This is a genomic window from Mesorhizobium sp. M0340 (genome assembly GCF_040321535.1).
Lineage (GTDB): Bacteria > Pseudomonadota > Alphaproteobacteria > Rhizobiales > Rhizobiaceae > Mesorhizobium.
Genome location: NZ_JAMYRR010000042.1, coordinates 1 through 24934 on the forward strand (window position 1 = coordinate 1; position 24934 = coordinate 24934).

Below are 24934 nucleotides of genomic sequence, written 5' to 3' on the forward strand. Positions count from 1 at the left end.
CGTGTAGGGCAGCATGAAACCGAGCCGCTCGTGCTGCGGCGCCACGCCCGCCGCAACGCCGCAGCTGTCACGGCGCTTCACCAGCACGATCGGCGCCGCTCGGTTCCGGCACTGGCCGGCTTGTCGTCGTGTCGATCGCTTCTGTCAGCGAGCGGAAACCGGCGCTGGTGGCTTCGATCCGCTCCATGATCGTGAGAACGTCCTTGAGTGAGCGAGACAGACGGTCGAGCTTCCAGACGACGACAGTGTCGCTCTCCCTCAAATGATCAAGCATCCTGTGCAATTCCGGCCGCTCCCAGCGACCGCCGGAGGCCTCCTCCTTGAGGATACGCTTGCACCCGGCATCGGCGAGCGCCCTGGCCTGCGCCGTGTTCGACTGGTCGTCGCCTCTGCTCACGCGGGCGTAGCCGATCAGCACTCTGGTTCCTTTCGCAAACGGTCGTTTATGGAAGGCCGAGGGTGTCCACGAGAATACAGGTGCGGAGCCTTTCATAATCCTCTTTCATTATGGCGCCGTAAGGCAAGCGGTTTGTGAAGGGATGAACGATGCCGGGATATCGATGACGAAGACGCAGCGGGAGAAGCTTCCGGTGCAGCCTGACAAGGCGTGGGCGCGCCTTGTACCGTTCGTGAGGAATCGACCATGCGAAAGCTCTTGGCCGGCCGGGAGCGAAGATTTAGCGCTCCTCGCGCAGCAACTTTGAACAACGCAGACGTTCGTTCGCGTCGCGAGAGGGGAGAGTACCTGCCGGCCCAAATTGACCAAAGTTTTCAAGGGCCGGATTGACGACATTTCCATCGTATCCGAAGCCCCCGATCTCGGAACGCTTTTCCATAAACTTTTGGAAAAGCGACCAATCCCCCTGCTTGAGCGCTTGTCTCGTTCCGGACCATCCCAACGAGCCAGAGAGCCATATATGGTCCACCAGCCCCTGGCGCTTCATGTGGTGTCCGACCGTGCCCGATCCGTAAACGCCAACGAGATAACGGCCAGCCAACGCATTCCGCACACTCCTGAAGTAGGGTGCTACCCCTGCAAGATGCTGTGGTGTGTGGTAGTCCCAATCGACTGCAAAATAGATTCCGGAGCCTTCGGGCTGTCCCAACGCGGCGGCCAGATCAAGCGCACGACCGGAGTCTCGCTCTCCAGCCGCACCATGCAAGTCTCTGATATTGCCGCCCGCGCCACCCCGCTGCTCGAAGGCCACAGCTACCGATATTCCAGCACCATGAAGGGCGGCGAGTTCCTCCCCTGTCAGACATTTTGAGGGAAATGGTGTACTATTCCGATGGTTGTAGTACCGGATTACTGTATTGACGCCAGATTCTGCCAAGCACACAGCAAAATCGCCGACGTTCTGCGGGACGTCGATAATATCGTGCATAGTCCGTCTCCCCGAAGGCCGAAATTATATGGAAAATGCGCAGTTTATACGGTCACCTCGCCCTCCCACGCTATTTCTTCGCGCAGCCTTTTGATGTCATTTCCCGCAGCCACCAACGCGGCGCAGACGCAATCAGCTATTCCTCTGTTTGCCCTTGGGTCTACTGCAGAATGTCGCTACGTCTCTGACTGTGTGACCGCCGGCTGGAGAACAAGCGCAGGTAGTACGGTGAGTCGCTCGGCGAGCTGAAACGGCCGAAAACCTGCGCGATAGTGGATTGCGTTTGCTTGTTTGACAGGTTCAGCGATGCGGAGCGCAATATCGAGGTGATGGCGAGACTGTCAGCGCTTCCAACTTCGACCACGGCAAGGCAGGTTAAAGATAGACGGGATTCCGCGGAGTCGGATTGATCTAGGACGAGGCAATTGAACGCCGTCGGTTCGCCGTGTTTGCTCAGATAGCTACGGATTGCCTTTGCCAGACCGACGCCAGCTTCATTGCCGTCGGCAGCATTCGCGCAAATTGACGCAAAGGCACTGGGCAATTCCGCCACGTCCATCGTGCGGTTTAGCGTTCTTGAAGTCGTGGCGGTTTCCACCTGGTTCGGTACCATTTGCGCGGCATTCTGCCATGCTCGAGAATCCAGAGCCCGGGTTTGGTCTTCGAATAGTTTCTGGACCATGGCAGAGCAAATCCTCTCCGCCTCGAGCGGTTGGCTGCTCTGCGGGCCGATCACCAGGAAAAGGCCCGCAGCTGTTTTTGCGAATGGGTTCATGTCTGCTTCCCTATGGAAGCGGGACCGGAGTTCGCCGGCACCGGGGGCGCGATAGAGCATCGGTAGTTCGCAAGGGCTTACCGGACCGCTCTATCGCATCCATGATGCGGGCGACGTTCGCCCAAATCCACGCTATTGGTTAGGTGCGCTGCTTTCGCGATCAAAGGCCTGACGATCAGACCTGCGGCTTGATGTCTTGTTGCGGCGTCGAGCCACCGTTGAAAAAGTTCTTGGCCTTCTTGAACTGGTCGGTGGAGTTCTTATTCACAAGCTCCTGGAAGTTTTCGTGATCGGGGCCGCCTTTGCGGATCCGACGGGTCTGAACGAGATTGGTGACCTCGGCATAGTCCATGTCGACGCGGACGTAGTGGGTCGACGAACAAGAGGATTTCAGCTCGAGGAAGTGCTCTTTGAACTCGATCTGCCGCAGAACGATTGCTCCGTAGTCGTAATATCCGCCTGCCCCATTATCGAGAAGGTAGCTCTGATAGGTGCATGTCAGCGCCTTGTATCGCTGCGCCTTGCCGTTTGCACTGAAGGTGAGATTCCCCATTTCTGTAAGGAAGGACTGGAAATCCAGCAGCAACGATGCCCCGTCGGTAATGATCGCCTTGGCAATCAGCGAGAGGAAAGTAGCTGAGACCGACGTCCCGGCCACCTTTTTTGAAAAACTCTTCAGTGTTTGCCCGCCCATAGAGAGATCTGGAATGTTGCCAACAACATCGGTCCATGTGTTGATATCAAGCTTCTGTGCATCGATGTTCGCATAATGGGTATGCATGTAGTCGTTAATAATTCCTCCTATTGCCAGTAGATTGTCCTGATTCTCATTGAGGGTGCCGCTGTACGTCGGATCTTCGGTTTTTTGGCCGATGAGGTGAAACTGCACTGTCCCTTGAGCGTTGGCGATCGTGTCGTCACTGGGGGGCGCAGCATCTAACTGGGCCAAAACAAGGGGCTTGGCGTAGAAAAATGCGGACGCCGCCTCATAGTGTTCTTTGGAATAGCGCTGTTCATGCTCTTGAACATTCACTGAAAATGCGTTCGACATGCTTTATCCTCCTGCTGTGAGACATGAGCGTTGGTGCGAGAGCTTAAGGTGCCCAAAGCGCGGAAACGCCTCGGAGATGAGATGATCTTTGCGTGCCCGCGTCGCCTTATACCAATTCGCTCCGGCCCCCACCTTTGCGTTAGGCAGGCTTTTCTCTGCGCCGTATCATTTTGCGATAGCGCAGTGGCGAGAGGCCATGAAACGCCTTGAAGGCTGTGGAGAAGTTGTTGCTGTTCTCGTAGCTGAAGGATTCGGCGACCTTGCCGATGCTTTCATGCCCGTTACGCAACCGGTCAGCAGCCTCCGTCATCCGGTAGCGCCGTAGCCAAGTCATTGGCCCGCAGCCAAACGATGTCTCGAAGCGGGTGGTGAGCGTTGTCCTGTTGGTCCCCACCATTCGCGCCAATTCGACGAGGGTGATCTGCTGATCGACCCGCTGCGCCAGCAGACTGCATGAATTCTGAACGATCGGATCGGCTGAGAAGAAAGGCGGGGTAGAACGCTGCGCGAACTGAACGATGCAGGCGGTAAGTCTGCGCAGAACTTCCTGCTCGGTGAGCGGCCACAACAGGTAATCGGAATACCCGTTGGAGAAGACCGCTTGTCGATCCAGGCTCTCTTCCAGAACCAGAGCCAGTTTGACAGGTTCGGGCGAGAGCTTCGCACGCCCGTGCTTGTCGTGAATCGGTTCGCGACAATCGACGATGACGATCTGCGCGGAGCGCCCTGCCCGCAATAAACGGTGATCAAGGATATCGATCTGCCTCAGAGAACTCGCGATTAGTGCCAAGGACTTGCATGCTTCGGGGTCCGAGCCAAGATATGCTGCCAGCATGCAGGCACCTCACAGACACCATGGGAAGCTGGCCTGTGGAAGGCTTGGCGCGGCCGAATGGCGGTCGAAGAGAGGCGGTTTTTGGCCTGTATATAGATGGCTGGGCGTATGATACCTTCTCGTCTGGCCCTGTTGCCTCGCTTCAAATTGTCGAAACCGGCACGGTTTCAATGCGCTGGCACAGCAGAGCCAGCTTCCCCTCCCAACGGGCGAGCAGGGCAATAAACTTTTTCCGTCATATCCTGACGATAGCCCCGGATTCGGATCACGTTTCTTGCCTAGGCGACTCATCAGTCACTTGCCTTCCCAGTTGGGATATTTTGCTCTGTTCCCGCCGCCGCGGCGACGGCGATCTCGTGGCAGCCAACGATGCTCCGGGTCGCGATGGGAACGCTCGTGCCAAATCAGCGCGACTTCATAGGGTGTCAATTGCACAGGCGGATCCATAATCGCTAGCGGCAGCAAGGCGGCGATCCTGGTCGCGACGCGGCGTGGTACAATCAACAGCAGATCGGTCGCCGCGATCGCCAACGCGGCCGTCAAGATGTTGGAAACCAACACCGGATCGCGACCCTGGAGATCTAACTTGACCAGTTCGTCATGCACCCGGCCGAAGCCGTCTTTGGAGTCCAAGGCAATGGCTGCGTGGCGCAAGGCCGCGAAGCTCTCGATTGTCCATTCCCGCGCCAGGGCTGGATGGTCGTGGCGCAGCAGGCAGGCAAACCGGTCGGAGTAGAGGCTGCGCCTCAAGTATCCGGGCGGCGAGGCGCTAATCTGCCCTATAGCCAAATCGATCTCGCCTAGCTCAAGCCGCCGCATCGCGCCGGAGAGAAGCGGAAAGCCGACGAGGTCATAGCACGAAAGCCCGCGTAGCAAATCATCATAGTGCGGTACGGTGAAGAGGATGTCCGCCGCCGGCCACGGAATGTGCAGGAAGAAGCCGATCTTATTGCCGCAGCCGAGGTTCCGCAGTTCTTTCGCAAGCGGGATCAGGTGATAGTCGTGCACCCATATGACGTCGTCGTCGCTGATGAGCGGCTGCAACAGCTTTGCAAACAGTCGGTTGACGCGCTGATATCCGGACATTCGTGCTTCGGAATACTCGGCGAGGTCGACTCGGCAGTGGAAAACCGGCCAAAGAACCCGGTTGGCAAAGCCGTAGTAATAGTCGTCCAAATCTGTCTGCGAGAGATCGGTAAGCGCATAATTGATCCCGCCGGCCTCCCGGCGTGAGATCGGCCCTGACGGGTCCTCCCCGGCTTTCACCTTCCCCGACCAGCCCATCCATAGGCCGTGCCTTCGCCGGAGCGCAGCGCTCAGCGCAATCGCCATCCCGCCTGGCGGCGGGGAACCATGCTCGTCGGGCAGCGAAACCCTGTTTGAGACTACGACCAGTCTACTCATCTCCACTCTCCTGCTCTCGGACATCCCGCCGTTCATGAAAGCTCCGCCCCCTGAGCGATCTGCACAATAAGACATGCAAGTTCAAAAGAAAGGATAGCATGGGTCTAGAAAGGAGATTGGAATTAGATAAAAGGTTGGGCATCAGGAGTTTCCTGTAGACAGTGGAATTAACATCAAGGCGAGTTCTGCGTCTGATCAATAAATCTCGACGAATCCATACGAATGTCAACTTTTCAGCGATTTAAATTGAAACAAAGCTGAACTGAATTGGAGCCGCCGGGAGAGGAAGTTGGGTGCAAAAGCGCTCCAGTGATGGTGCCAGAGGACCGGAGCGATACGAATCTCAGCGGGGATAAACCCGGTCTGCCGAACGAGTGGTCGCAGAGGACGGACAATCCATCAAAAACTAGCAGGCTTTGGGGGCACTGTTGCGCAGCAGGAACTCCGCATAGGACCTATTTGTCTGCGCTATTCCGCAATACGCCTGATGAAGATTGTCCCACCTGCTGAGCGTCACTAATTTGACTACCGTCCCCGGCAGCCCAAGCTGCAGTCAATAGGAAGTGACCATGAAGAACATTCTCATCGTCGGTCAGGACGCGTTGACGAGAGAACCGCTTATGGGCTTCTTGTCTAAGCATGAGTTTAACATCAGAGCGGTCGAAAACCGCCAGCAGGCCGCCAGCAATATGGCTTCTGAAGCGATTGATCTAGCAATTGTCGACCTGAGCTACGGCCGAGAGGACGGTTTGCAGTTCGTTCGAGATTTTGGTGCCAAGGGATCTTCCGATCATCATCATCAGCGGTGACTTCGTAGATGAGGCCGACAAGGTGATTGGCCTCGAAACCGGCGCTCGCGACTACATTACTATGCCCTTCGGGCTTACGGAGTTCCGCGCCCGCGTGCGCGCCGCTATGCGCCAGCGGCCGGAGCGTGACCGAAACACCATCTACCGTTTCGATGACTGGCGAGTTAGCACCAAGCGTCGGAGCTTGCGCCGGGGAACGGATCCTGACGTCAAGCTCACCGCCGGCGAGTTCAACCTCCTGATGGCCTTTCTCAAGAACCCAGGTCGGGTCCTTTCACGTGAGCAGCTTCTGATGGCGACCCGTGTCTATGATCAGGAGGTCTACTACCGCAGCATCGATGTTCTTATCGTCCGCCTTCGCCGTAAGTTGGGGCAGGATAAGGCGCCGCGCCCGCAGTATATCCGCACCGAGCGCGGCGCGGGGTATATTTTCGACAGTGTCGTGAATATTGAGGAACTAAGGACGCGCCGTGGTTGATGGACGGCCAAGATCGCGCGGGAAGCGAACGTGACCCAGCACCACTGCAGGCGCTTCAGAATATCACGAATAGGGTCAGGCTTTGCCTTCTTAGGAATGGCCTCCAGTCACCTGGGCACCTCGTACTACCGGCGTTTCGCGGACCGGTAGGGCCGCGCTGATTTCTGCGTGGACTGATGACGGCGATCGCTTCGGAGTTGGTTGTTGAGATTGCCGATTTTGGCATCGCGGTGGCGGTTTGCGCCGCCTTCGTCGTCATGCGGGCGCAGTTCGCCCCTGGTGCCATACGGGCGGGTGAGATTGTAGGCGAGATTGGCCATGCCGATCTTGGTCTGGCCCGCCCGATGCCGATCGTGCCCACGAACAAGAACTCGCGAGCAGCGGCTGTGGCGGCGACGTAACCTTCGGCCTTGCCGATCGCTTTACCAGTCGCCTTCGCCTGTACCATCAGACCGGCATATTCGCGCGAGGCATCCAGGTCGCAAGCCAAGACGCGATTTCAAATAAGGGGCCTCTCGCGGCGCCGACAAGGTTTCGGGATTTTCCGCTCCTCGCAGGTCGGTAGTGACTGTTGCATACGTGCAACTCAAGCGCGAAGAGTTATCTCAAGGGCAACACTATTCTTGAATTCGGCGGTCAGAATGCGAGTAATCAGCCAAACTCGCCCGATCGAGTCTTCTCGCTACGGGCCACCAATCAACCTGGGACGCCCCTGTGAGTGCCGATACCATTGCTGGCGCAGTGAGCCGGGAGAGCCTCTCTTTCCCATACCTCCGCATTAAACCCGAGACCACTGTGCCAGCCCAGCGCCCTCCGCCGGCTGGCAGCAAGATGACGGCTGCCAAACGATGGGGCTCCGTGCTCTAAAGATAGAAAATGACGTTTGGCCTACTGCACACCGGGATTTTGCCTGTGATCGCTGCCACAAGCCATCGGTGGTCTTGGTGGTAACGAAACCGCATGCGTATGTTTGCCCGCTGTGTCTAGACGGCGATCCTGCCGAGCAAACTGAGCGTTTTGACTAACATTCTCGGCAAGCTTAGAAGGAGTGGTTCGCTCGATAACAACAAACCCCGAAAATACCTCGCTCATTGTCCGGGCCACGCGCTATCTGGATCGTGGAATTTCGTTTCATGAAGAAAACAGCGGCAGTTTTTAATGAGAGATGAAGTAACCGATCTTTTAACTGAGTTGGCCCTTTGGGCGAATGTGGTGATGAAATCGGAAAGGGGCGATAGAATTAAAATTTGCGCCGCCTACGACGCCGGTCTGCAGCTAATCGCTGAGCGTACTACGCCCGGGTCTCCGCCCCGACCGGGCATTGAAGCTTGCATCCTGCAGCATGAGAAACTGAAGGCTGCCGAAGACATCAGCTGCGTAGGTTGGATACTGGCCGCGATCGCCACGCGTGTTGGGGAACGAGATCTTCCGAAATGGGAGGAAGCTCAGAAGGTCATTGGCGCCACGGTTCGGTTGCTTAGTCGCTACCGTCAAACTCGCGTTCATTGAAGCCATGGCCGCGTCGGCGGAATGGCATTACAATGCTGTCGAGCATTCCCTGTAGCGTTGCACGGACGATGACGCCGGTAATTTACGGCTGTATGAACTGAGTGCCTCCGTCTCCGGCTGCGTCAGAAAACAGGTAAGTCAGTCGTTGTCGGGTTGGAAAAGAGGAAGGTCGCTGGAAAAGCGCGGCCAACCCGCCTTCGCTTGCACACAGCCTGCGTTTTGCCAGCTCCTCAACCGCAACGTGCTGTCAATCTTCGTCTTGCCATGTCTTGAACGCCGAACTGTTCACGCCATTGGCGCCGCTTTGTCATCCCGTGCCCCGAAATGAGGCCGTCGTTCGAACGATATGCGCAGTTGCTTATCCGCCAGAAACCGGCGAGCCAGATCGGTGTCGCGCTTACCCACGCGTGACACCCAGTCCGAAAACAGGCGAACCGCGCGCCGGTTCATATGCCGCGAAGGACAGACCAGCCAGTATCCCGGAAACTCGATGACCTCGAACTCTATCGAGACCGGAACCAGAGAACCCGACACCAGGTCCTCGAATGCGATGGATGTGCTTTCCAGGACCACACCTGCACCGTCCTTCGCCAGTTGAACCGACATTGACGAACGGTCGAAACGATAGGGATACGTCATGCGGGCGCCCTGGATACCGTTGCACGGCAGCCAATAATCCCACCGGAAATAGGCCTTCACACTGTCGATCAACCGCGCATGGCGAAGCTGCTCGCGCGGATCCGGTGAGATCGCGCGCAGTTCGGCAAGATAGGAAGGCGAGCACATCGGCAGGATCAGATCGTTGACGACGCAATCCGAATAAAGGCCGGCCCAGCCGCCGTCGCCATAACGAAGATCGAGATCGATGACCTCCGTTTCGAAATCCGAGAAATTGGGCGTGGCGTCGACGCGCAAATTCCAGCTCGGATAGCCCTTGCTGAACTCGGCCAACCGCGGAGCCAGCCATTTCTCGCCGAAGGAAGGACTGACGCGCAGGCTAAGCTGGAAGCTTTCGCGCTGCCGCACAATGGCATTACGCACCTCGCGTATGGATTCGAAAGCCTGGGTGGTGGTCTGGAAGAGCCGCTCACCGTCGATCGTGAGCGAGAGATGGCGCTTTTCGCGCTGAAAAAGCCGGACCCCGAGTTGGTGTTCGAGCAGCCGCAGCTGCTGGCTGACCGCCGAAGGTGTCACCTGCAATTCCTGCGCGGCCTTTGCCACGCCGCCGAGCCGCGCGACCGCCTCGAAATGCGTCATCGAATTGAACTTGATGTCTGACATCGTCCTCGTCAGTTAAGCTCAGCTACACAGAATATTAAGAAACGAGAATTGAGCCGAATGTCAATCGGTCGCATCATCCTGTGGTCTCGGGAGGAGATGCAGGATGGAACCGGGTTCAACCCAAAGCTTGGGTAGTGCCGGCAATGTGCCGGCAGTTGGACAGGCATCGACCAGGAAGCCCCTGATCGAGGCTTCCAACGTCAAGAAGAACTACGGCGCAACACGGGTCCTTCGGGGCGTGAGTTTTCAGGTCCGGCCTGGCGAAATCCACGCGCTCCTGGGCGGCAACGGCGCCGGCAAAAGCACCCTGATCCGCATCATCACCGGGCTGATCTCACGCGATGCCGGCGATATTAGCTTCGCCTCGTCGAAGGCCGGCCACACCAGCCCGATCATCGCGGTGGTGCATCAGGAGCTGGCGCTATTGCCCGAGCTGTCGGTCGCGGAAAACATCGGCATTGTGCATGCGAGGTCGGGCTGGTCGCAGATCAGCCGTCGCCGCATGCGCGAAACCGCGCTCGGAGCGCTCCGGCTGATTGACCCAGCGATCGGCGAAGAGATCATCGAGCTGCCGGCACGCAAATTGTCCCTCCACGAAGGCCAGATCGTCGAGATCGCTCGTGCCCTTTCCACCGGAGCCGAAGTGCTGCTTCTCGACGAGTCCACGGCCAATCTCACTGCCGGCGAGACGGCCAAACTCTTCTCGGTGCTAAAGCGGCTGGTGCGAGAAGAAGGCATTGGTATCGTCTTTGTTTCTCACCGGATGCGGGAAATTCGGGCGCTCTGCGATGTCTGCACGATCTTGCGCGATGGCGTCACGATCGCAAATGCCACGCCGCTTGCATCGCTCAGCGACGCGGACATCATCCAGCAGATGGGCCAACACGCGCAGCGTCCAGCAACCCACCGCAAACCGCAAAAGGGCCTCCGACAGAACGCACCGATCGAGCTGCTGGGCCCGGATGACGTCAGGATCGCGATTTCGTCCGGGACCATTTTGGGACTGGCCGGCGCACCGGCGGGCCCGACCGGGCTCATTGCTCCGCTTGTGGGTGCCGGGCCCGGAGCTGGCTGGCACCTTTCCGGCGAGGGTTTTGGGAACGGCTTCTCGTCCCCAGCGGCCGCGGCGCGGGCCGGTATCGGCTTTGTTTCGGGCGACCGCGCAACCAAAGGGATTCTTTCGCAGCTGCCCATCGTCGATAACGTGCTTGCAGCACGCAGGGTTCGCGAAAGGCGGCGGATCGTGGCCGCAGCCGAGCGTCAGGAATGTCACGATCTCGTTTCAGCGCTGAAGTTGAAAGCCAGCTCGATCTGGGACCTGCCGGCCTCGTTGTCGGGCGGCAACCAGCAGAAGCTTCTCGTCGCACGGTGGCTTGGGCTGCCGCTCCGGATGGTGGTGCTGGAAGAGCCGACGCGTGGCGTCGACATCGGCACCAAGCACGACATTTACGGTTTGATCCGGGAGATGGCCGACGCTGGCGCGATCATCATCTGGTGGTCGACCGAGAACGTCGAAATGCTCGAGCTTTGCGACGCCATTTTCGCCTTTGACACCGATGGGCGGCCAAAGGGATTCCTGCCTGAAGAGCACTTTACCGAAGAGGGGCTCGCCGAACTGACGGGGATGGCGGCATGACCGACGCAACCGACACCACCACCACCACGAAAAAACTCCGGACCACCACGTCGCGCGTCCCAGTGGTTCTTTTGTCCTACCGCACCGAAGCCGCGATTGCCGCTGCGATCGTCGTCCTGCTGCTGGCCGTCGGCATGTTCGTGCCCGCAGCACTCAGCATGGGCAATGTGCAAAACATCATCCAGGCCGCCGCGCCTCTCATAATCATGTCGCTCGGTGTTTTGCTGGTCGTCATCACCGGCGGAATCGATCTTTCGGTCGGTTCAGTCTTTTCCCTGACCGGAATGGTGACCGCGTTGGCGATGGCCAGTGGCGCTGACGGACTGACCGCGAGTGCTGCCGGCCTGGCGGTCGGCCTTGTGTTCGGCTCGATCAATGGCCTTCTGGTCACGGTTGTCGGGCTTGCGCCTTTCGTCGTCACGCTCATTACCTACGCGGTGGCGGGCAGCCTTGCCTTCATCGTCACCAATGGGCGTTCGATGCCGATGGGCGCCCCGGATTTCTGGCTCCTGAATTCCGGCGAGATCGTTCCCGGCATGCCCAACCATCTTCTATTCTGCATCTTCCTGATGGTCCTGCTGGAATACGCCTTGCGCAAGGTCGTCCTTGGACGCTGGTTCTATGCCGTCGGCTCATCGGCAATTGCTGCCCGGCTGCTCGGCATTCCGGTTCTGCGCATCAAGTTCGCGGCCTATGTCGCTTCAGGGCTGCTTGCCTCTTTCGCGGGACTGCTGACCGTCAGCTACATCCTCAACGCCGAAGCTACGGCAGGGGCGAGCCTGATGCTGCAGGCGATTGCCGCCGTGGTCATCGGCGGCGCCAGCCTCTTTGGCGGGACGGGCAGCGCGATCGGCGCCGTGCTGGGCGCGCTGATGATCACCTGCATCCAGAACGGCGTGAACCTCATTGGCGTGAACAGCTTCTGGCAAGGCTCAGTCACCGGCGCTGCAATCCTGCTCGCGGTTTTGATCGACCGCTTCAGCAACAAGAACCGCATCTAGATCATCAACGGGAGGAACCAAGATGAAAATGAAGACAATCCTGCTTGCAGCATTGGCGGCGGCCGCCTTGTCCAGCGCATCATACGCGCAGGACAAGAAGACCGTCGCCTACATCGCCCCATCGCTGGACATCTCCTACTGGCAATGGGTCGGCTACGGCGTCAAGGAGAAGGCCAACGAACTCGGCATGGATTATGTCGAGTACACCTCAGAAAACTCACCCGCCAAGCAGATGGACAATGCTCGGATCGCCGTGACCAAAGGCGTCGCGGCCATCGTGATCGGCCCCGTCAGCTCGACCTCGACACCGCCGCTGCTCGACTATCTGGCGAAGCAGAAAGTGCCGATCGCCTTCGCCGGCATCGGGCCGCAGCCGGGCCTCACCAACTATACGTCCTCGGTCACCGCGAACAACTATGAGACCGGCAAGGCGCAGGGGAAATTCACCTGCGAGCTTGCCAAGGAGCGTGGCGGCAACAAGGTTGGCATGCTGTCGCTGCCGCAGGACCGGGAGAATGCACAGAAATACCTCAAGGGCGCCAAGGAGGCGTTTGCCGCCGACGGCTGCGACCTCGTCCAGATGCTGGAAACGCGGGGTCTGACGATCAACGAGGCCGTCACCCAGGCAAACGACCTCTTGACCGCCAATCCCGACATCAAGGCCATCTACGGCATGTATGACGAAGCCGGCACCGGCGCCGCCAAGGTGGTCGAGACCCGGGGCCTCACCGGCAAGATCGGCATCACCGTGGCCGACGGCTCGCCGACCACGATCGCGCTGCTGAAGAAGGGAGCGATCCAGGGCATCTTCTTCCAGGAGGCGGTGGGACAGGGCATCGACGGAACCCAGCAGGTCTACAACGCACTGACGGGCGCACCGGTGACCCAGGACCTGGCCTTGGTCATGCCTCTTGTGACCGCCGACAAGGTCGAGAGTCCTGAGGCCAAGAGGGTCATCGCCCGCGTCTTTCCGCCGAGCAACTGACCGCCACCCAATGGACCCGCCGGCTTGGCCGGCGGGTCCAGACCTCGAGCAAGGAATCCCGACCGTGGCCGAGCTGCCGTTCATCGATCCGCACCATCATTTGTGGGATCTGGAGACCAATTATTATCCGTGGCTGACCGACGGGGTTAAGCCGTCGGCTTTCGGTGACTACGAGGCGATCCGCAAAAGCTACCTTCTCGACGACTACCTGGAAGACGCCAGGAACCAGACCCTGGTGAAATCGGTGCACTTGGACGTAGGGTTCGATCCCAGCGATCCGGTTGGGGAGACGCGCTGGCTGCAGGAGATCGCCAACAAGCGGGGCTTCCCCCACGGCATCGTCGGCTATGCCGACCTGTCCATACCCGATGTCGGCGACCTCCTCGACCGCCACATGGAATATCCGAACTTCCGCGGTATACGGCAGTCGATGAATTACCATCCTGACCCCGCCAAGACCTATCAGTCGCGTCCGGAGGTCAGCCGGACACCCGAATGGCGACGTGGCTTCCGGGAACTGGCGAAGCGCCGGTTGAGCTTCGACTTGCAGCTCTACTATCCGCAGATGGGCGAGTTTCTCGAGCTCGCGCTGGACTTCCCCGACGTCCAGATCATTCTCAATCACACCGGCATGCAGGTCGATGGCCCTGAGCATTTCGATGCTTGGAGAAAAGGCATGCATCAGTTGGCGCAAGCGCCGAACGTCGCCTGCAAGATCTCGGGTCTCGGCATGGGCGACTGGCGATGGACCGCTGCATCGATCCGTCCCTATGTCGAGGAAGCGTTCGGGGCGTTCGGGGTCGGCCGCTGCATGTTCGCGACGAACTTTCCGGTCGACAAGCTGTTTTCGAGCTTCGATGCGATCGTGAACGCCTTCAAGGAGATCACGCGAGGCTACACCCATGAGGAGCGGCTTGCGTTGTTCCACGACAACGCCGCCCGGTTCTACCGACTTTAGATCACCGGCAAAGAGAAATAGCAGGAGAGTTCGACATGTTGCTGAAGGGCAAGGCCGTGGTGATTTCAGGGGCCGCGAGCCCTCGGGGGATAGGCCGCTCCACGGCAACGCTGATGGCGGAGCAAGGCGCGCGCATTGCTATTCTTGACCTCGATGAGCAACAGGCCCGTGACGCCGCCGAGTCGCTTGGGCCCGAGCACATTGGCCTCGCCTGTAACGTCGCCGACCTCGATGCCTGCAAGAGGGCTGCTGCCGAAGTGGCCGAAGCCTTCGGCAAGGTCGACGTGCTGTGCAACATTGCCGGGATCACGCAGCCCGCAAAGACACTGGATATCGGCCCGGCTGACTGGGACCGCATGCTCGATGTCAACCTACGCGGCGTGCTCTATCTCAGCCAGGCATTCATCCCGAACATGCGCGAAAATGGCGGTGGCTCGATCATCTGCATGTCGTCGGTTTCGGCCCAGCGCGGCGGCGGCATCTTCGGTGGCCCGCACTATTCGGCTGCCAAGGCGGGTGTTCTGGGGCTTGCCAAGGCCATGGCGCGCGAATTCGGTCCCGAAGGCATCCGCGTCAACTGTGTCACACCGGGCCTGATCCAGACCGACATCACCGGCGGCAAACTGACCGAAGCCATGCGCGCCGACATCATCAAGGGAATCCCGCTCAGCCGGCTGGGGGATGCGCGCGACGTCGCTGGCGCCTATCTCTTTTTGGCGTCCGATCTGGCCAGCTACATCACCGGCGCCGTGATCGACGTCAACGGTGGGATGCTGATCCATGGCTGAGAGGATAACGGATCTTGAGATGCCTCGCGCTGGCAGCAATGTCAGCCTGGCCGAACGAGCCTATCGTATCCGCCGACATGCCGTGCGAATGGGCCAAGTCCAGGGCCAAGGTTATGTCGGACAGGCGCTGGGTGTCGCCGACGTGCTTGCCGTCGCCTATTTCCATGCGCTTCGCTACCGGCCGGAGGACACGTTGTGGGAGGGACGCGACCGCTTCCTGCTGTCGATCGGACACTATGCGATCGCGCTCTACGCGGCTCTGATCGAAGCGGGCGTGCTGCCGGAGGAAGAGCTCGAAACCTATGGCAGCGATGAAAGCCGTATGCCGATGTCGGGCATGGCGCCATACACGCCCGGCATGGAGATCACCGGCGGCTCGCTCGGTCACGGCCTTGGCATTGCCGTTGGCATGTGCATGGGGCTGACGCGCAAGCGAAGCGACAGTTTCGTCTACAATCTTTTGTCCGACGGCGAGCTCGGTGAGGGCTCGACCTGGGAAGCCGCGATGTCGGCCGCCCACCACAAGCTCGACAATCTCATTGCCATTGTCGACTTCAACAATCAGCAGGCCGATGGTCCGTCGACGGCCATGCTCTCCTCCGAACCGGTGACCGACAAGTTCGAGGCGTTCGGCTGGCATGCGCAGCGCGTCGACGGCAACGACATCGAGGCGGTCCGCAAGGCCTTCGACATGGCGCGCGGCCTGAAGGAACCTCGTCCGCGTGTGATCGTTTGCGATACGCGCATGGCCAAGGGTGTGCCATTCCTGGAAACCCGCGACATCACGCATTTCATCCGCGTCGAACCGCACGAATGGACGCTAGCGCTCGAAGCTTTGGAAAAGGGACGTCCGCGTTGAGGTTGTCAAAGTTCGCGCCGCGCCACGCCGCCAATGCCGGTGAGCGCAAGACCACATCGGCGATGATCGCGTCGATCGCGCCCGATGGCGTACCGACACGCAATGCGCCGTTCGGGCACACACTGGCCAGACTGGCGCACCAGCGGCCCGGGATAGTTGGCCTGACGGCGGACCTCGCGAAATACACCGATCTCCATGTCTTCGCACAGGAGCATCCGGACCGCTTCTATCAGATGGGCATGGCGGAGCAGGTGCTGATGAGCGCCGCCGCCGGCTTGGCGCGGGAGGGTTTTACGCCCTTCGCCACCACCTATGCCGTCTTCGCATCGCGACGTGCCTACGATTTCATCTGCATGGCGATCGCCGAGGAGAAACTCAATGTGAAGATCGTCTGCGCCTTACCGGGGCTGACGACCGGCTACGGCCCCAGCCACCAGGCGACGGAGGACATCGCGATCTTCCGCGGGATGCCGAACCTGACGATCATCGACCCTTGCGACGCGCTCGACATCGAACAGGCCACGGAGGCGATCGCGGACTACAACGGGCCGGTCTACATGCGGCTTTCGCGCGGTAAGGTTCCTGTCGTGCTCGACGAGTACGATTACACATTCCAAATCGGCAAGGCACGCCTGTTGCGCGAGGGTGAGGATGTGCTGTTCATTTCCAGCGGCCTGATGACCATGCGCGCGCTGGAGGCGGCGAAGGCGCTTGAAGCCGACAGGATCGGCTGCGCCGTTCTGCACGTTCCGACGATCAAGCCTCTGGACACGGAGACGATACTTGCCGCGGCGCGCCGTCCGGGACGGCTAATGATAGTGACCGAGAACCACACCATCATCGGTGGGCTGGGCGAAGGTGTCGCCGCGCTGCTGATGCGGGAGGGAGTGGCCCCAGTCTTTCGGCAGATCGCCCTGCCGGACGAGTTCCTCGACGCTGGCGCGCTGCCGACGCTTCACGATCGCTACGGGATCTCAACTTCCGAGCTCGTGCGCCGCGTCCGCACTTGGAGCGAGAAGTAAGAGCTCTCCCCATGCAACAGTTGAGCCATCGACTTGAACTGTGAGCTGGCTAACCCCGCCGCGGTTGTCGCGCTCGTCACAGCGTTGTGGACTAAGGACCTGGGCTTCCCTGATGCCTGTCAATCGGGCACATCCTGCGCGGCACTGATTGAGCACCGGCCTCCTGTTCAGATGCGGCTGGACGAGCTGTCTTCCAGTGGTAAGGAGAGAACTTCCTAGGATCTTGAACACACATCGAGGGCATTCGAGGACTTGGTGTCAGGCCCCCTGGTGCCGGTCTCCCGCGAGTTCGACGTAAGCAAGTTTCGGGATGTTGGCTCGTCTGTCCTTCGCGGCATATAGACCGGCGCGCGGCTCGCCTGTTCTCGGAACGGGTGTCACGGCACCGGTTTGGTCGAAGGGTTGGTGGCGCGAAGCGAAAGAAGCTGGCCGCAACTACCTCGCCCGCCAGCAGGGCGACGCCGTCCTGGCCGCCGCCGGCTACAACTTCTCGCTCCTGCTCCGGTGGCGGAAGGCTCTTTTGGGGCTACTCATCGCCGCCCTCAAAAGTCAGCCGAAGGAGCTCGAAGCCTGACGGCCGATTACGGACATCTGCTGTTCGAGCAGGCAATCCCGAGCGACAACGGTGTCGTTGACGAACTGCGGCCTCATTTCGAGTCCGCCCATCTCGACGCACGGGAAGTGTATCATCGTACATCAGGATCGACTTCCATCCTGCGCCAACGGGCCCAGACTCCGGTACCATGCAGGGGTGGAAAGCTCATCTTCGATCTGGCTCGCGATCCGGCTCGCGTTCGTGAGGTTTCTCTGCGCCACCGGTCGCCGGGCTGAAGCGTCAGGATATCGGCGAAGACGCGGCATCCTTGAGCGTCCAGCTTGGGCGCGAGCCAAAGAGTAAATTCGGACTCGCATCAATGTTACGATCGCAAGCGGTGACACTCGGTCCGCAGGCCCAACTTTGATCAATCGCGGCCGGGCGCCAATTCTTTCACCACAGGTCCGCGCGAGCGCGCGCATGCAGTGCCTCCCAGCATTTGTCGGCCGGCGAGCAACGAATTTGCCCTGCAGTGGATGACATTTAGCTGGCCAATCTGCTTGCGGTGATCGATGCGGGGGCAGCATTGTCGGGGTTTGCACGAAATCCGCGTCGCACTGAGCCGGCATCAGCCGCCCCGATCTCGCCAAGCAACAAGGACAGGCCCCACCTAACCCAAGGCCACCGAAGCGGCACGGACGTTCAGTCGATGTTTACCATTCGCTATTATCTTTCGCGAAGCGGCAAAGTTCTGAGTACCGCGCAAGTCAAAGGGCCTGCTCCACACAATGGGGCGGGCCTTTTTGCGTCACTTAGGAGAACGGACTCCAACGAATTGCCGGTTACCTGAAAAATAGGCCCCAGGCTGTGAAACGTCGTACGTGGCCGGGTTGTTGGTGCATCCGCAATCGGTTGGAAGGCAGGCCCCATTCTCGCGATACTCTGCCAGCGTCAGGGCTGGGCCAGCGGTAGGTTAGGGCGTCACGACCCGCAACATGGCGGCTTCATAGACGAACGAAACACGATTTCGTCCATGTTGTTTCGCTTCAAAAAGGCACCGTCCGGCAGTGCGAAGGACGTCCTGAGCATCTGCATTGGGAGAAATTTCCGCGCCTCCAATGCTGACAGTCACTTTCACGCCATGAGAGCGCGTTTAATTAAGTTGGGGTCAATTCGTGGCAGCAGGGTTCGTGCTATGAAGAAGGGACCGGTTCCCAACCGCGGCGAGGCACTTGCCTTCATCAGTGCCAGTCTCAAAGAACTGCAGGCACTGCGCGGCGGGTCTCGTGTATTGTCGCGTCGACTGACCAGTGCGCTTGATGCGCATGGTGGATGCGGTGGGTTCACCTGGGTGACCGCGAGCCCCATCGATGTTTCCTGGTCCAGGGAACCAAAACCTTTAACCGGTGCGAAGAAAAGGCATGACGTCGGCGCGAAAAAACAGCCGGACGGTTACTCCCTCCGCCAGATGCCGTTGATTTCATTAAACCTTTTGTCGGTATCTTCTTGCGGCCCCAATTTCGGCCCTAACGGACAGACTCGTCAGTGAGTCGTGGGGCTCGGGAACAGGAACTTGTACCCTTCCTTGAGAATCCACCGGGCGCGGGCGAGATGAGTTTCCCAGGCTCGGTGCGCCCGCTTCGGTTCCTTCTCGGGATCGATATGCAGCACAGTCCTGGCAACTACGCGCCAATCCTCGTCGTCATAGGCGGCGTCCAGCAGCCACATATACATGGCGACCCGTTTATTGTCGTATGGGGTGAGGTAGGGCTCGCTTGGCGCTTCGTCCGCGACCTCGGGATCCGGAAGCGGGCTGACCACTACGCCGCCTTCTTCGGGTCGCCGATGACGCGCGCCGGCAGATACGCTGGAGCCGGGGGCGGCAGCAAAAAATTGTTGTCAGCTGCAGTGCTCATGCGCGCAATATACATTGCGAATAGTGCCCATTCAACGCTGCGATCAAGATGGACGCGGCACGAGTCTTGCACGGCGCTCAACACGGCGAAGACCAAAGAAAACCGCGTGCGCTCCCTCGGCCATATCAATCGATTTTATCCGACGTGTCACATCCGCGTGATCTAGCGACACCTAATGAAAGCGGCTAAGGGGGACCGTGGTTTGGGGAAAAATTCTTATGAACAGCCAAAAAGACGCAGAGCGTATCCGTGCCGAAATGTCGATCGCACAGGCGATTTACGACGCCATTTGCGAGATGAACGGATCTTCGTACAGGCAAGACAAAGTACCTTTGCGGTGGGATACTTCGTCAGGCACACCGTTGAGCCTGATGAGTATTGACGGCTTTTTCGAATTGCGGGAACTGGCCCGGCGGATAGCGTCGAAGATCGACACGCCTGCGCTCATCAGTCTCAAAAGCCACACCGCGCAGCCGTCGAAAAAGATTGACTTCCACTAGGGTAGATTTGCCATCGCCGTGAAAAGGTTGCTCGAGATCACGTCGAGGATGGCATCCACCTGGCCCGTGGCGCGGTTGTCGCGCTGGTCGACGCCATCCGCGCCTGCGAGGTCGGTGACGCTTGCGCCGACCCAAGCACGCGCGCATTCTGCCCCGAACCAAAAACTGGGGAGGGCCGAATGTTCGAAATCGGAAGAGATTACCGCATCACCATGATTGTAGCGGTTCCGGGCGACTGGAGCGACGAAACTGGCGTCTGGACGGTCGCGGAAGTTGATGGGACGCTAGTGAAACTCACCAATCCCTACACCCCGGACACGATCATTAACACGGCGTCATGGCATTTCGTCCGCGCCGAGATTGTCTAGGCGCAACTTAGAAGTTGTCGAACAGCCCCGCCGCCATCATGCCGCCGATCAGGTCCTGTCCAAGATTGTTAGGGTGAGTTCCGTCTCCAGGACCCATCCAATGAACGTAGTTGAACTGGTTGATGATGAAGCGGCGGTACAGATCGACCACTGGCACCCTGTTTAGGGCGCAGACCTCAAGCATGGCGTTGGCGTAGTCGATCAGCTGGCTTCCGGCTCCTCCCGCAGTGCTGTCCAGCGTCCGCCATATCGGCGTCGTGAAGATGAGCTTCAGGTTCGGCCGGGCGGTCATGATCGTCTGGATGCCGTAGTTGATGGCTCCCTTGAAGGTCGCCCCGGTTATGTCCGCATTGGTGCCGATGGGGCACGTCGGGCCGGCGCCGGTGAAGTCGTTGGTGCCGAACGAGGGGATCAGGTAATCCAGCAGGCTGTAATCCACCGATGCCATGCGCGCTGCAATCGCTGGAAAGGTGCCTCCGATGAGCGTTGCTGCGGCTATCTGTTGGGAAAAATCACCGGAGGCAATGGCATCGGCCAGCCGGTAAAACGAGAACTTGTCATAGTTCGTAGCATGGTTGGCCATGCGGGTACCGCCGCCGCCGCAGTTGGTGATCGTCATGCCGGTGCGCTGGGCAATCTTGGCGGTCGGCGTGATGCCCGGCCAGATGACACTTTCGATGATGCTATCGCCGAAGTGCGCACCGATCTTGCCGGCGAACTGCGAGGCCGGCACGGAGGCAACGTCCTTGGCCAGTTTGTCAAACCGGCCATGGTTATCGATCAGCCGGCCCGGTGCCTTCTGGATGGCCCAGCCGAGAAGGTAGGCATCCGCGGCCAAGGCCCCTGTCGGAAGGATGCGGAGCTGGTGATTAAGGCCGTAGGTAACGTCGTTCTGGGTGACCACGATGGGCAGCGAAATATACGTCAGGCCATTGACCGTTTTGGTTATCTGAGCGGTCTGGGTCACCCCGGACGACACCGGAATGTATTGGATGAACTGGATGGACTGGGCACTCCCCGCCATGAAGGCGAAGATACACCAGACAGTTTCTCCCACCGTCAACCCTGCTTCGGCTACGGGCGTCTTGATGTCGTGCAGCGTGGCCGGCCGGCAGCTTGATGGCCTGGTGCCGAAGGGCGAGCCTGCCGGCGCGTTGACCAGAACAGGAGGAAACCCGCCAGCCGATGCTCCGATCAGGGGGTTGCCAGCATAGTCGTTGGTGACGCCGCTGGCCGCAATGCGGAAGAACGGGTCGATGTTAAGCTTCGGGTGCGCATCCTCCGCCACCATGGCCGCAGATTGGAGAGCCCCGCCGATGTAGGTCAGGCGTGACTTGGCCTTCTGGACAGCCCAGCCGAGCACGAACAGGCCATTCGCACCGACGCCGGCAGCGATGTTGAGCCGAACCAGCAGGCTCGTGCCAAACGTGACATCGTTCTGGGTCGGCGTGACGGTCAGCCCAACGCTCATGTAGCCCAGCCCGCCCGCCACTGCCAGGTTGACCGTGTTGCTCTCGTTGTGCGCCACCCCGGATGCCACCGCGATGCTGCCGATGATCTGAAGGCTTTGTGCGGCGATCAGATCAACGATGATTTCAACGGGTTCACCAACCCGCAGGCCGAGGTCGGCAGCGGACACTTTGAGGTCCAAAAGCGTCGCCCCGACCGACAGAGACAAGGCGCCACGCCTGTCGTTCAATTTTGGCGAGGTGATATTCGGAAACGGCTTCGTGTCGGCGAGGGTGCGGCATCCCGCAGAATAGGAATATATTCCGCATGCCGTCAAGGCAAATAGACTTCGTCCTGCCCTCAGCGCCTGCTAGCCGCGGGCATTTTGGGGGAAGCATGAATCAAGTTATGTGCGTTTGTAGCCATCAGCGTTTTGTCGGGCTGCGCTACTCGCCCAGCCGACATCAAGCCCACGCTGGTTTCGTCCGCGTATACGCGGGCAAGTCCTGCAGCCAGTTGGAAGCCGAACTTTACCGAACGAGTTCCGACCTCGCGCCGATAATGGCCATACAAGACAGAACCGCCCGCCATGATGTGGACGGCGTGTTTTGGCTTGGCTTGCCGGTTGGCAGCATGATGGACAACACAGACATCAAGGTACGTGAAGCCAAGAGCCGAGCTGAAGGGCAACATGGACGCGATCAACGCAGCCGACGAAAGGGCGGCTGTGTTGCCGGCACTCTGTAAGCCGTTCCAACGTTAAAATTGTCGGCTTGCTTCCCGCCCTCGCGACTGCGGAGTGGTCGTTTCATCGATTGACTCGCGTAATGCACCGGCAGTTAATCTCCCCGCAAGGGCAAAAAGAGGGGCTATGAAACTGGGAGCAAACGATGACTGTCCAAAAAGAAGACTATCGAACCAACAGAGCCCACTACGCCATAGCTGCGATGCATAGCCGAGCGACCGCTGAGGGCGATCGTGACGAATTGGTGGCGAGGAAAAAGTCCCTGTGGGTAACAGATCGGCGATCTGCAAAATTGGCTGCAAACCCGTCCGAAAGCTCGCCAGAACCCAAGGCAAGAGCGCGCGGTAAGTGAAGCGTGCCAGCCTCTTGCCGCGCGTACTTCGTTCGCATGGTTCGATTACATTAGCTTGATCTAATATACTAACCAGCCAGTCGAGCATTCCCGAACGCTCGCTGGTCAGGCCCAGCGGCCGCCCCCCTAACCCAAGCTGCTGGGCCGCCCGCTAAGGAAGTGCGTTGTATCACTGATACGGTCGTCGGTGACCGCCTCCGTACCGCGGCCGTGATCGCAACCACGTCACCGATGCCAACGCCCCGCATCGTACCACTCAAACGAATGGCCTGGATGCGTTTAGTATCCATTCTCGGGAGACCCACGCATGGGTGTCGCTTGGGAGACAAGTGACTCCCCTTTAAAGGCATCGAGATGCTACGAGCGCCGAAAAGTCAGTTCCTTAACCTAAAGATCGGGCGATTTGCCAGCGGGTTGTCGACCAGATAACCGCCGACGCTAAATGGTACAGCACTTCGATAGACGGTCAGATTCTGGCCTCGACCGCGCTGAATCTCTTTCAATCAGGGGTCGTAAACGAAACGAATTTGCTGGCACATGTTGGCGCGCGGCGCCACGACTTCACTAAACTGACAGGCTAGCTCCACCCGGGCGGAAACAGCGCGTTTCAGCAAATCGTGAATTGACCTGCATCCATGGAAGCCGGTTGGCGGCACGGCAGTTGGCTGAAGATCAAGAGCTACATGGTGGAAGAATATGACTTGCTCGGCGGGTGGACCGGCCGCTGCGATATTTGCTGTCGCGGCGGCCAACACACCCAAGTGGCCGGCTGCTGTCATGCGACCACAGAGCCGCCACGTCAGGATTGTGGAGCAATGAGTTGTCGAAAGATCCGCGCGCAAACTGTTCAACGAAGAGACCCGCGATAGTCGCGGGTTGGCTCCATTGGATGGCGTAGCCCGATACTCAGCCATTCGTCAGCCTCTGCAGGCGCTTCTCCGCTTTGTCTAGCGCAATGCGGCGCGCGATGACCTTTGCGCTGTCACCACGCTTGGTGTGCTGTTTATCGCCCGGCAGTCTCACCAGACGTTGACCAGGGCGCCCCTTATCCGTGGCGGTTTCGTATTCTCGCCGTTCCATACTCACACTCCCTTGCGCACAGCCGCGCAGAACGCGCTGGAAAAATGCGAAAGATTCCCGTGCGGCCATTGAAATGACCTGATGCATCGTGAGCTTCCAAATCTATGCGCAACTGTTCCAACTCGCGAAGCGGCACCATCGCGGCCTCCAATGCGGCGGCGCGCGACAGCAGCACGGCTGCCGTATGTCGCGACGCTCCCGCAGACGTTTAGAAATGATGTCAATGGCAACCATAAGATCGCCGACCAACTTGCTCAGTTCGGCGGCACGCTGCCGTTTTCCCGTCGCCGAGTCGGGTTCATCACCAAGCAGGGCTGCAACGCTGGACGGAATGGACGGACCGCGCGCTTCGGCCAGTTCTTCACGCGGGCTCGCAAGCTCGCGATCGGCCAAACATTTTTGGGAGTTTAGGTCCTGAAGTTGCCGTTCGAGTTTTGCGAATTCCGGGTCGACATCGGTCAATTCGGGCATTACGAAAGGTCAGCTTTTGACATTTTACTGGTCTCCAAAAAGTTCATTGATGACGTCGACAAGCGCGGCGGCATTGATTTCGACAGATTTGCGATGGCGAGAGGCCTGCCAGTGACTTGGCGCGCCCGCGCTGAAGCGTCGGGTGTCGATCTGGTCGATCGGCACGACTTCCGGCCAACTATTGACTACGGTGATGATGGTCTTTGCTGCCCGTGCTTTCGCCTCTGGCGAGCCAGTTGCAGCGATCTCGGCCAGGACGTCTAGCTCTTCACCAGTTGTGGCAACACTGATAGCAAATGGCGCGCCATCAGGAACGCCTTCACGGCGCAGGGCGCGGTAATCGCGCACCGCGTCAACAACAGCACGCAAAGGCACGTCCAGCGCCGCGCCAAGCATGAGTGACGCCACGTCTTGCGGGCTGAGATCTGGAGATGTCCAAGGCGCACCGGGCGGCAGAACAGCGGCGTCCGTGAGTATGCGGGCTACCGCGCCCACGCGCCCTTCATCGAAGCCGATACGCCGCACAATGGCGGCTACGGCTTGTAGGCATATTTGATCCTTGAGTTTGGAAATTCGTGATTGCGATGGTTTAAAAAAAACACCGTCGCAGCCCTGAAGGCTGGACGGTGAGCGCACGCAGATAGTGTCCTGAAGGTTCTGCAAAAAGTTTTGGAGAGAGAACGGCGCTTGCTCTGAAGGGCGAGCGGCCATGGCACGGTGGTGACGTTGCAATCACCGATTC

Annotated in this window: 27 protein-coding genes and 1 pseudogene; 14 read left to right on the forward strand and 14 right to left on the reverse strand. The window is 59.4% G+C overall.

Going from position 1 to position 24934, the window contains the following annotated elements; translation table 11 throughout:
* Positions 1-67 precede the first annotated feature (67 nt).
* The 6 genes from NKI79_RS31320 to NKI79_RS31345 all read right to left on the reverse strand — a co-directional run bounded on the left by NKI79_RS31320 (position 68) and on the right by NKI79_RS31345 (position 5525).
* Positions 68-418 carry a recombinase family protein gene (locus tag NKI79_RS31320; protein WP_023722460.1) on the reverse strand — a complete coding sequence of 117 codons (351 nt, stop codon included), beginning with the start codon at positions 416-418 and terminating at the stop codon, positions 68-70.
* Positions 419-677: 259 nt separating this feature from the next.
* Positions 678-1385, reverse strand: a complete 708-nt coding sequence (locus tag NKI79_RS31325) for a DUF1906 domain-containing protein (RefSeq protein ID WP_023722459.1) — start codon at positions 1383-1385, stop codon at positions 678-680.
* A gap of 160 nt (positions 1386-1545) precedes the next feature.
* The gene (locus NKI79_RS31330; protein WP_051409769.1) at positions 1546-2160 is read right to left on the reverse strand and encodes a hypothetical protein; all 615 of its coding nucleotides are present in this window, start codon (positions 2158-2160) and stop codon (positions 1546-1548) included.
* Positions 2161-2335: 175 nt separating this feature from the next.
* Complete coding sequence (locus NKI79_RS31335) at positions 2336-3211, reverse strand: Evf family palmitoylated virulence factor (protein ID WP_352622024.1); 876 nt, start codon at positions 3209-3211, stop codon at positions 2336-2338.
* A 139-nt stretch (positions 3212-3350) separates the two neighbouring features.
* Positions 3351-4046 (reverse strand): helix-turn-helix domain-containing protein, encoded by a 696-nt coding sequence (locus NKI79_RS31340; protein WP_031195139.1) that lies wholly within the window; start codon positions 4044-4046, stop codon positions 3351-3353.
* 294 nt (positions 4047-4340) lie between these two features.
* Positions 4341-5525, reverse strand: a complete 1185-nt coding sequence (locus NKI79_RS31345) for a trehalose-6-phosphate synthase (protein WP_352807048.1) — start codon at positions 5523-5525, stop codon at positions 4341-4343.
* Between the two features lie 494 nt (positions 5526-6019).
* On the opposite strand from NKI79_RS31345, the gene NKI79_RS31350 reads away from it, so the two are divergent.
* The 3 genes from NKI79_RS31350 (at position 6020) to NKI79_RS31360 (ending at position 7138) form a co-directional block, all read left to right on the forward strand.
* Positions 6020-6259 carry a response regulator gene (locus NKI79_RS31350; RefSeq protein ID WP_352622027.1) on the forward strand — a complete coding sequence of 80 codons (240 nt, stop codon included), beginning with the start codon at positions 6020-6022 and terminating at the stop codon, positions 6257-6259.
* Entirely contained in the window at positions 6222-6737 is a 516-nt protein-coding gene (locus tag NKI79_RS31355) for a winged helix-turn-helix domain-containing protein (RefSeq protein WP_352622029.1), read from the forward strand. Before NKI79_RS31350 ends, NKI79_RS31355 begins: the two co-directional genes overlap by 38 nt.
* Before the next feature lie 176 nt (positions 6738-6913).
* Entirely contained in the window at positions 6914-7138 is a 225-nt protein-coding gene (locus tag NKI79_RS31360; protein WP_023722452.1) for a hypothetical protein, read from the forward strand.
* Between the two features lie 1393 nt (positions 7139-8531).
* On the opposite strand, the gene NKI79_RS31365 is transcribed toward NKI79_RS31360, so the two are convergent.
* Positions 8532-9527: a LysR substrate-binding domain-containing protein gene (locus NKI79_RS31365; RefSeq protein WP_023722450.1), complete on the reverse strand. Its 996-nt coding sequence runs from the start codon at positions 9525-9527 to the stop codon at positions 8532-8534.
* Between the two features lie 103 nt (positions 9528-9630).
* Here NKI79_RS31365 and NKI79_RS31370 point away from each other — a divergent pair, with 103 nt between their 5' ends.
* The 9 genes and pseudogenes from NKI79_RS31370 to NKI79_RS31410 all read left to right on the forward strand — a co-directional run bounded on the left by NKI79_RS31370 (position 9631) and on the right by NKI79_RS31410 (position 18860).
* A complete protein-coding gene (locus tag NKI79_RS31370; protein ID WP_051409767.1) occupies positions 9631-11163 on the forward strand; it encodes an ATP-binding cassette domain-containing protein in 1533 nt (510 codons plus the stop codon).
* On the forward strand, positions 11160-12164 hold the full coding sequence (locus NKI79_RS31375) for an ABC transporter permease (RefSeq protein WP_023722448.1): 1005 nt from the start codon (positions 11160-11162) through the stop codon (positions 12162-12164). The genes NKI79_RS31370 and NKI79_RS31375 overlap by 4 nt, the downstream gene beginning before the upstream one ends.
* A gap of 22 nt (positions 12165-12186) precedes the next feature.
* Positions 12187-13149 (forward strand): substrate-binding domain-containing protein, encoded by a 963-nt coding sequence (locus tag NKI79_RS31380; protein ID WP_023722447.1) that lies wholly within the window; start codon positions 12187-12189, stop codon positions 13147-13149.
* 64 nt (positions 13150-13213) lie between these two features.
* The gene (locus tag NKI79_RS31385) at positions 13214-14107 is read left to right on the forward strand and encodes an amidohydrolase family protein (protein ID WP_031195132.1); all 894 of its coding nucleotides are present in this window, start codon (positions 13214-13216) and stop codon (positions 14105-14107) included.
* A gap of 35 nt (positions 14108-14142) precedes the next feature.
* A complete protein-coding gene (locus NKI79_RS31390) occupies positions 14143-14895 on the forward strand; it encodes an SDR family NAD(P)-dependent oxidoreductase (protein WP_023722445.1) in 753 nt (250 codons plus the stop codon).
* 19 nt (positions 14896-14914) lie between these two features.
* A complete protein-coding gene (locus tag NKI79_RS31395) occupies positions 14915-15754 on the forward strand; it encodes a transketolase (protein WP_352453734.1) in 840 nt (279 codons plus the stop codon).
* Entirely contained in the window at positions 15751-16776 is a 1026-nt protein-coding gene (locus NKI79_RS31400; protein WP_502909874.1) for a transketolase family protein, read from the forward strand. The genes NKI79_RS31395 and NKI79_RS31400 overlap by 4 nt, the downstream gene beginning before the upstream one ends.
* A 430-nt stretch (positions 16777-17206) precedes the next feature.
* A pseudogene (locus tag NKI79_RS31405) lies at positions 17207-17350 on the forward strand (IS5/IS1182 family transposase); the annotation flags it as partial.
* Positions 17351-18344: 994 nt separating this feature from the next.
* Positions 18345-18860, forward strand: coding sequence for a hypothetical protein (locus tag NKI79_RS31410; protein ID WP_245278754.1), 516 nt, complete (start codon positions 18345-18347; stop codon positions 18858-18860).
* Here NKI79_RS31410 and NKI79_RS31415 read toward each other — a convergent pair.
* Positions 18854-19132, reverse strand: coding sequence for a hypothetical protein (locus NKI79_RS31415; RefSeq protein WP_023722441.1), 279 nt, complete (start codon positions 19130-19132; stop codon positions 18854-18856). The genes NKI79_RS31410 and NKI79_RS31415 overlap by 7 nt on opposite strands.
* A gap of 313 nt (positions 19133-19445) precedes the next feature.
* On the opposite strand from NKI79_RS31415, the gene NKI79_RS31420 reads away from it, so the two are divergent.
* A complete protein-coding gene (locus NKI79_RS31420) occupies positions 19446-19727 on the forward strand; it encodes a hypothetical protein (protein WP_023722439.1) in 282 nt (93 codons plus the stop codon).
* 179 nt (positions 19728-19906) lie between these two features.
* Positions 19907-20095, forward strand: a complete 189-nt coding sequence (locus NKI79_RS31425) for a hypothetical protein (protein WP_023722438.1) — start codon at positions 19907-19909, stop codon at positions 20093-20095.
* Between the two features lie 7 nt (positions 20096-20102).
* Here the strand turns inward: NKI79_RS31425 and NKI79_RS31430 are convergent, their stop codons facing one another.
* The 6 genes from NKI79_RS31430 to NKI79_RS31455 form a co-directional block, all read right to left on the reverse strand.
* Entirely contained in the window at positions 20103-21773 is a 1671-nt protein-coding gene (locus NKI79_RS31430) for an SGNH/GDSL hydrolase family protein (protein WP_352807054.1), read from the reverse strand.
* A 1371-nt stretch (positions 21774-23144) separates the two neighbouring features.
* Positions 23145-23420, reverse strand: coding sequence for a hypothetical protein (locus NKI79_RS31435; protein WP_156948355.1), 276 nt, complete (start codon positions 23418-23420; stop codon positions 23145-23147).
* On the reverse strand, positions 23314-23532 hold the full coding sequence (locus tag NKI79_RS31440; protein ID WP_084643140.1) for an HK97 family phage prohead protease: 219 nt from the start codon (positions 23530-23532) through the stop codon (positions 23314-23316). Before NKI79_RS31440 ends, NKI79_RS31435 begins: the two co-directional genes overlap by 107 nt.
* Positions 23533-23547: 15 nt before the next feature.
* Positions 23548-23808: a hypothetical protein gene (locus tag NKI79_RS31445; protein WP_352622602.1), complete on the reverse strand. Its 261-nt coding sequence runs from the start codon at positions 23806-23808 to the stop codon at positions 23548-23550.
* A 15-nt stretch (positions 23809-23823) separates the two neighbouring features.
* Entirely contained in the window at positions 23824-24192 is a 369-nt protein-coding gene (locus NKI79_RS31450; protein WP_156948351.1) for a hypothetical protein, read from the reverse strand.
* A 24-nt stretch (positions 24193-24216) separates the two neighbouring features.
* Positions 24217-24903, reverse strand: a complete 687-nt coding sequence (locus NKI79_RS31455) for a hypothetical protein (RefSeq protein WP_352807058.1) — start codon at positions 24901-24903, stop codon at positions 24217-24219.
* Positions 24904-24934: the final 31 nt, after the last annotated feature.

What these genes read in the sequence shown, in the direction of transcription:
- NKI79_RS31325 (WP_023722459.1), bottom strand. Translation starts at nt 1,385, where the DNA reads ATGCACGATATTATCGACGTCCCGCAGAACGTCGGCGATTTTGCTGTG.
- NKI79_RS31330 (WP_051409769.1), bottom strand. Translation starts at nt 2,160, where the DNA reads ATGAACCCATTCGCAAAAACAGCTGCGGGCCTTTTCCTGGTGATCGGC.
- NKI79_RS31335 (WP_352622024.1), bottom strand. Translation starts at nt 3,211, where the DNA reads ATGTCGAACGCATTTTCAGTGAATGTTCAAGAGCATGAACAGCGCTAT.
- NKI79_RS31340 (WP_031195139.1), bottom strand. Translation starts at nt 4,046, where the DNA reads ATGCTGGCAGCATATCTTGGCTCGGACCCCGAAGCATGCAAGTCCTTG.
- NKI79_RS31345 (WP_352807048.1), bottom strand. Translation starts at nt 5,525, where the DNA reads ATGTCTTATTGTGCAGATCGCTCAGGGGGCGGAGCTTTCATGAACGGC.
- NKI79_RS31350 (WP_352622027.1), top strand. Translation starts at nt 6,020, where the DNA reads ATGAAGAACATTCTCATCGTCGGTCAGGACGCGTTGACGAGAGAACCG.
- NKI79_RS31360 (WP_023722452.1), top strand. Translation starts at nt 6,914, where the DNA reads ATGACGGCGATCGCTTCGGAGTTGGTTGTTGAGATTGCCGATTTTGGC.
- NKI79_RS31365 (WP_023722450.1), bottom strand. Translation starts at nt 9,527, where the DNA reads ATGTCAGACATCAAGTTCAATTCGATGACGCATTTCGAGGCGGTCGCG.
- NKI79_RS31370 (WP_051409767.1), top strand. Translation starts at nt 9,631, where the DNA reads ATGGAACCGGGTTCAACCCAAAGCTTGGGTAGTGCCGGCAATGTGCCG.
- NKI79_RS31375 (WP_023722448.1), top strand. Translation starts at nt 11,160, where the DNA reads ATGACCGACGCAACCGACACCACCACCACCACGAAAAAACTCCGGACC.
- NKI79_RS31380 (WP_023722447.1), top strand. Translation starts at nt 12,187, where the DNA reads ATGAAAATGAAGACAATCCTGCTTGCAGCATTGGCGGCGGCCGCCTTG.
- NKI79_RS31390 (WP_023722445.1), top strand. Translation starts at nt 14,143, where the DNA reads ATGTTGCTGAAGGGCAAGGCCGTGGTGATTTCAGGGGCCGCGAGCCCT.
- NKI79_RS31395 (WP_352453734.1), top strand. Translation starts at nt 14,915, where the DNA reads ATGCCTCGCGCTGGCAGCAATGTCAGCCTGGCCGAACGAGCCTATCGT.
- NKI79_RS31410 (WP_245278754.1), top strand. Translation starts at nt 18,345, where the DNA reads ATGTTGTTTCGCTTCAAAAAGGCACCGTCCGGCAGTGCGAAGGACGTC.
- NKI79_RS31420 (WP_023722439.1), top strand. Translation starts at nt 19,446, where the DNA reads ATGAACAGCCAAAAAGACGCAGAGCGTATCCGTGCCGAAATGTCGATC.
- NKI79_RS31425 (WP_023722438.1), top strand. Translation starts at nt 19,907, where the DNA reads ATGTTCGAAATCGGAAGAGATTACCGCATCACCATGATTGTAGCGGTT.
- NKI79_RS31435 (WP_156948355.1), bottom strand. Translation starts at nt 23,420, where the DNA reads ATGACAGCAGCCGGCCACTTGGGTGTGTTGGCCGCCGCGACAGCAAAT.
- NKI79_RS31445 (WP_352622602.1), bottom strand. Translation starts at nt 23,808, where the DNA reads ATGCATCAGGTCATTTCAATGGCCGCACGGGAATCTTTCGCATTTTTC.
- NKI79_RS31450 (WP_156948351.1), bottom strand. Translation starts at nt 24,192, where the DNA reads ATGCCCGAATTGACCGATGTCGACCCGGAATTCGCAAAACTCGAACGG.
- NKI79_RS31455 (WP_352807058.1), bottom strand. Translation starts at nt 24,903, where the DNA reads ATGGCCGCTCGCCCTTCAGAGCAAGCGCCGTTCTCTCTCCAAAACTTT.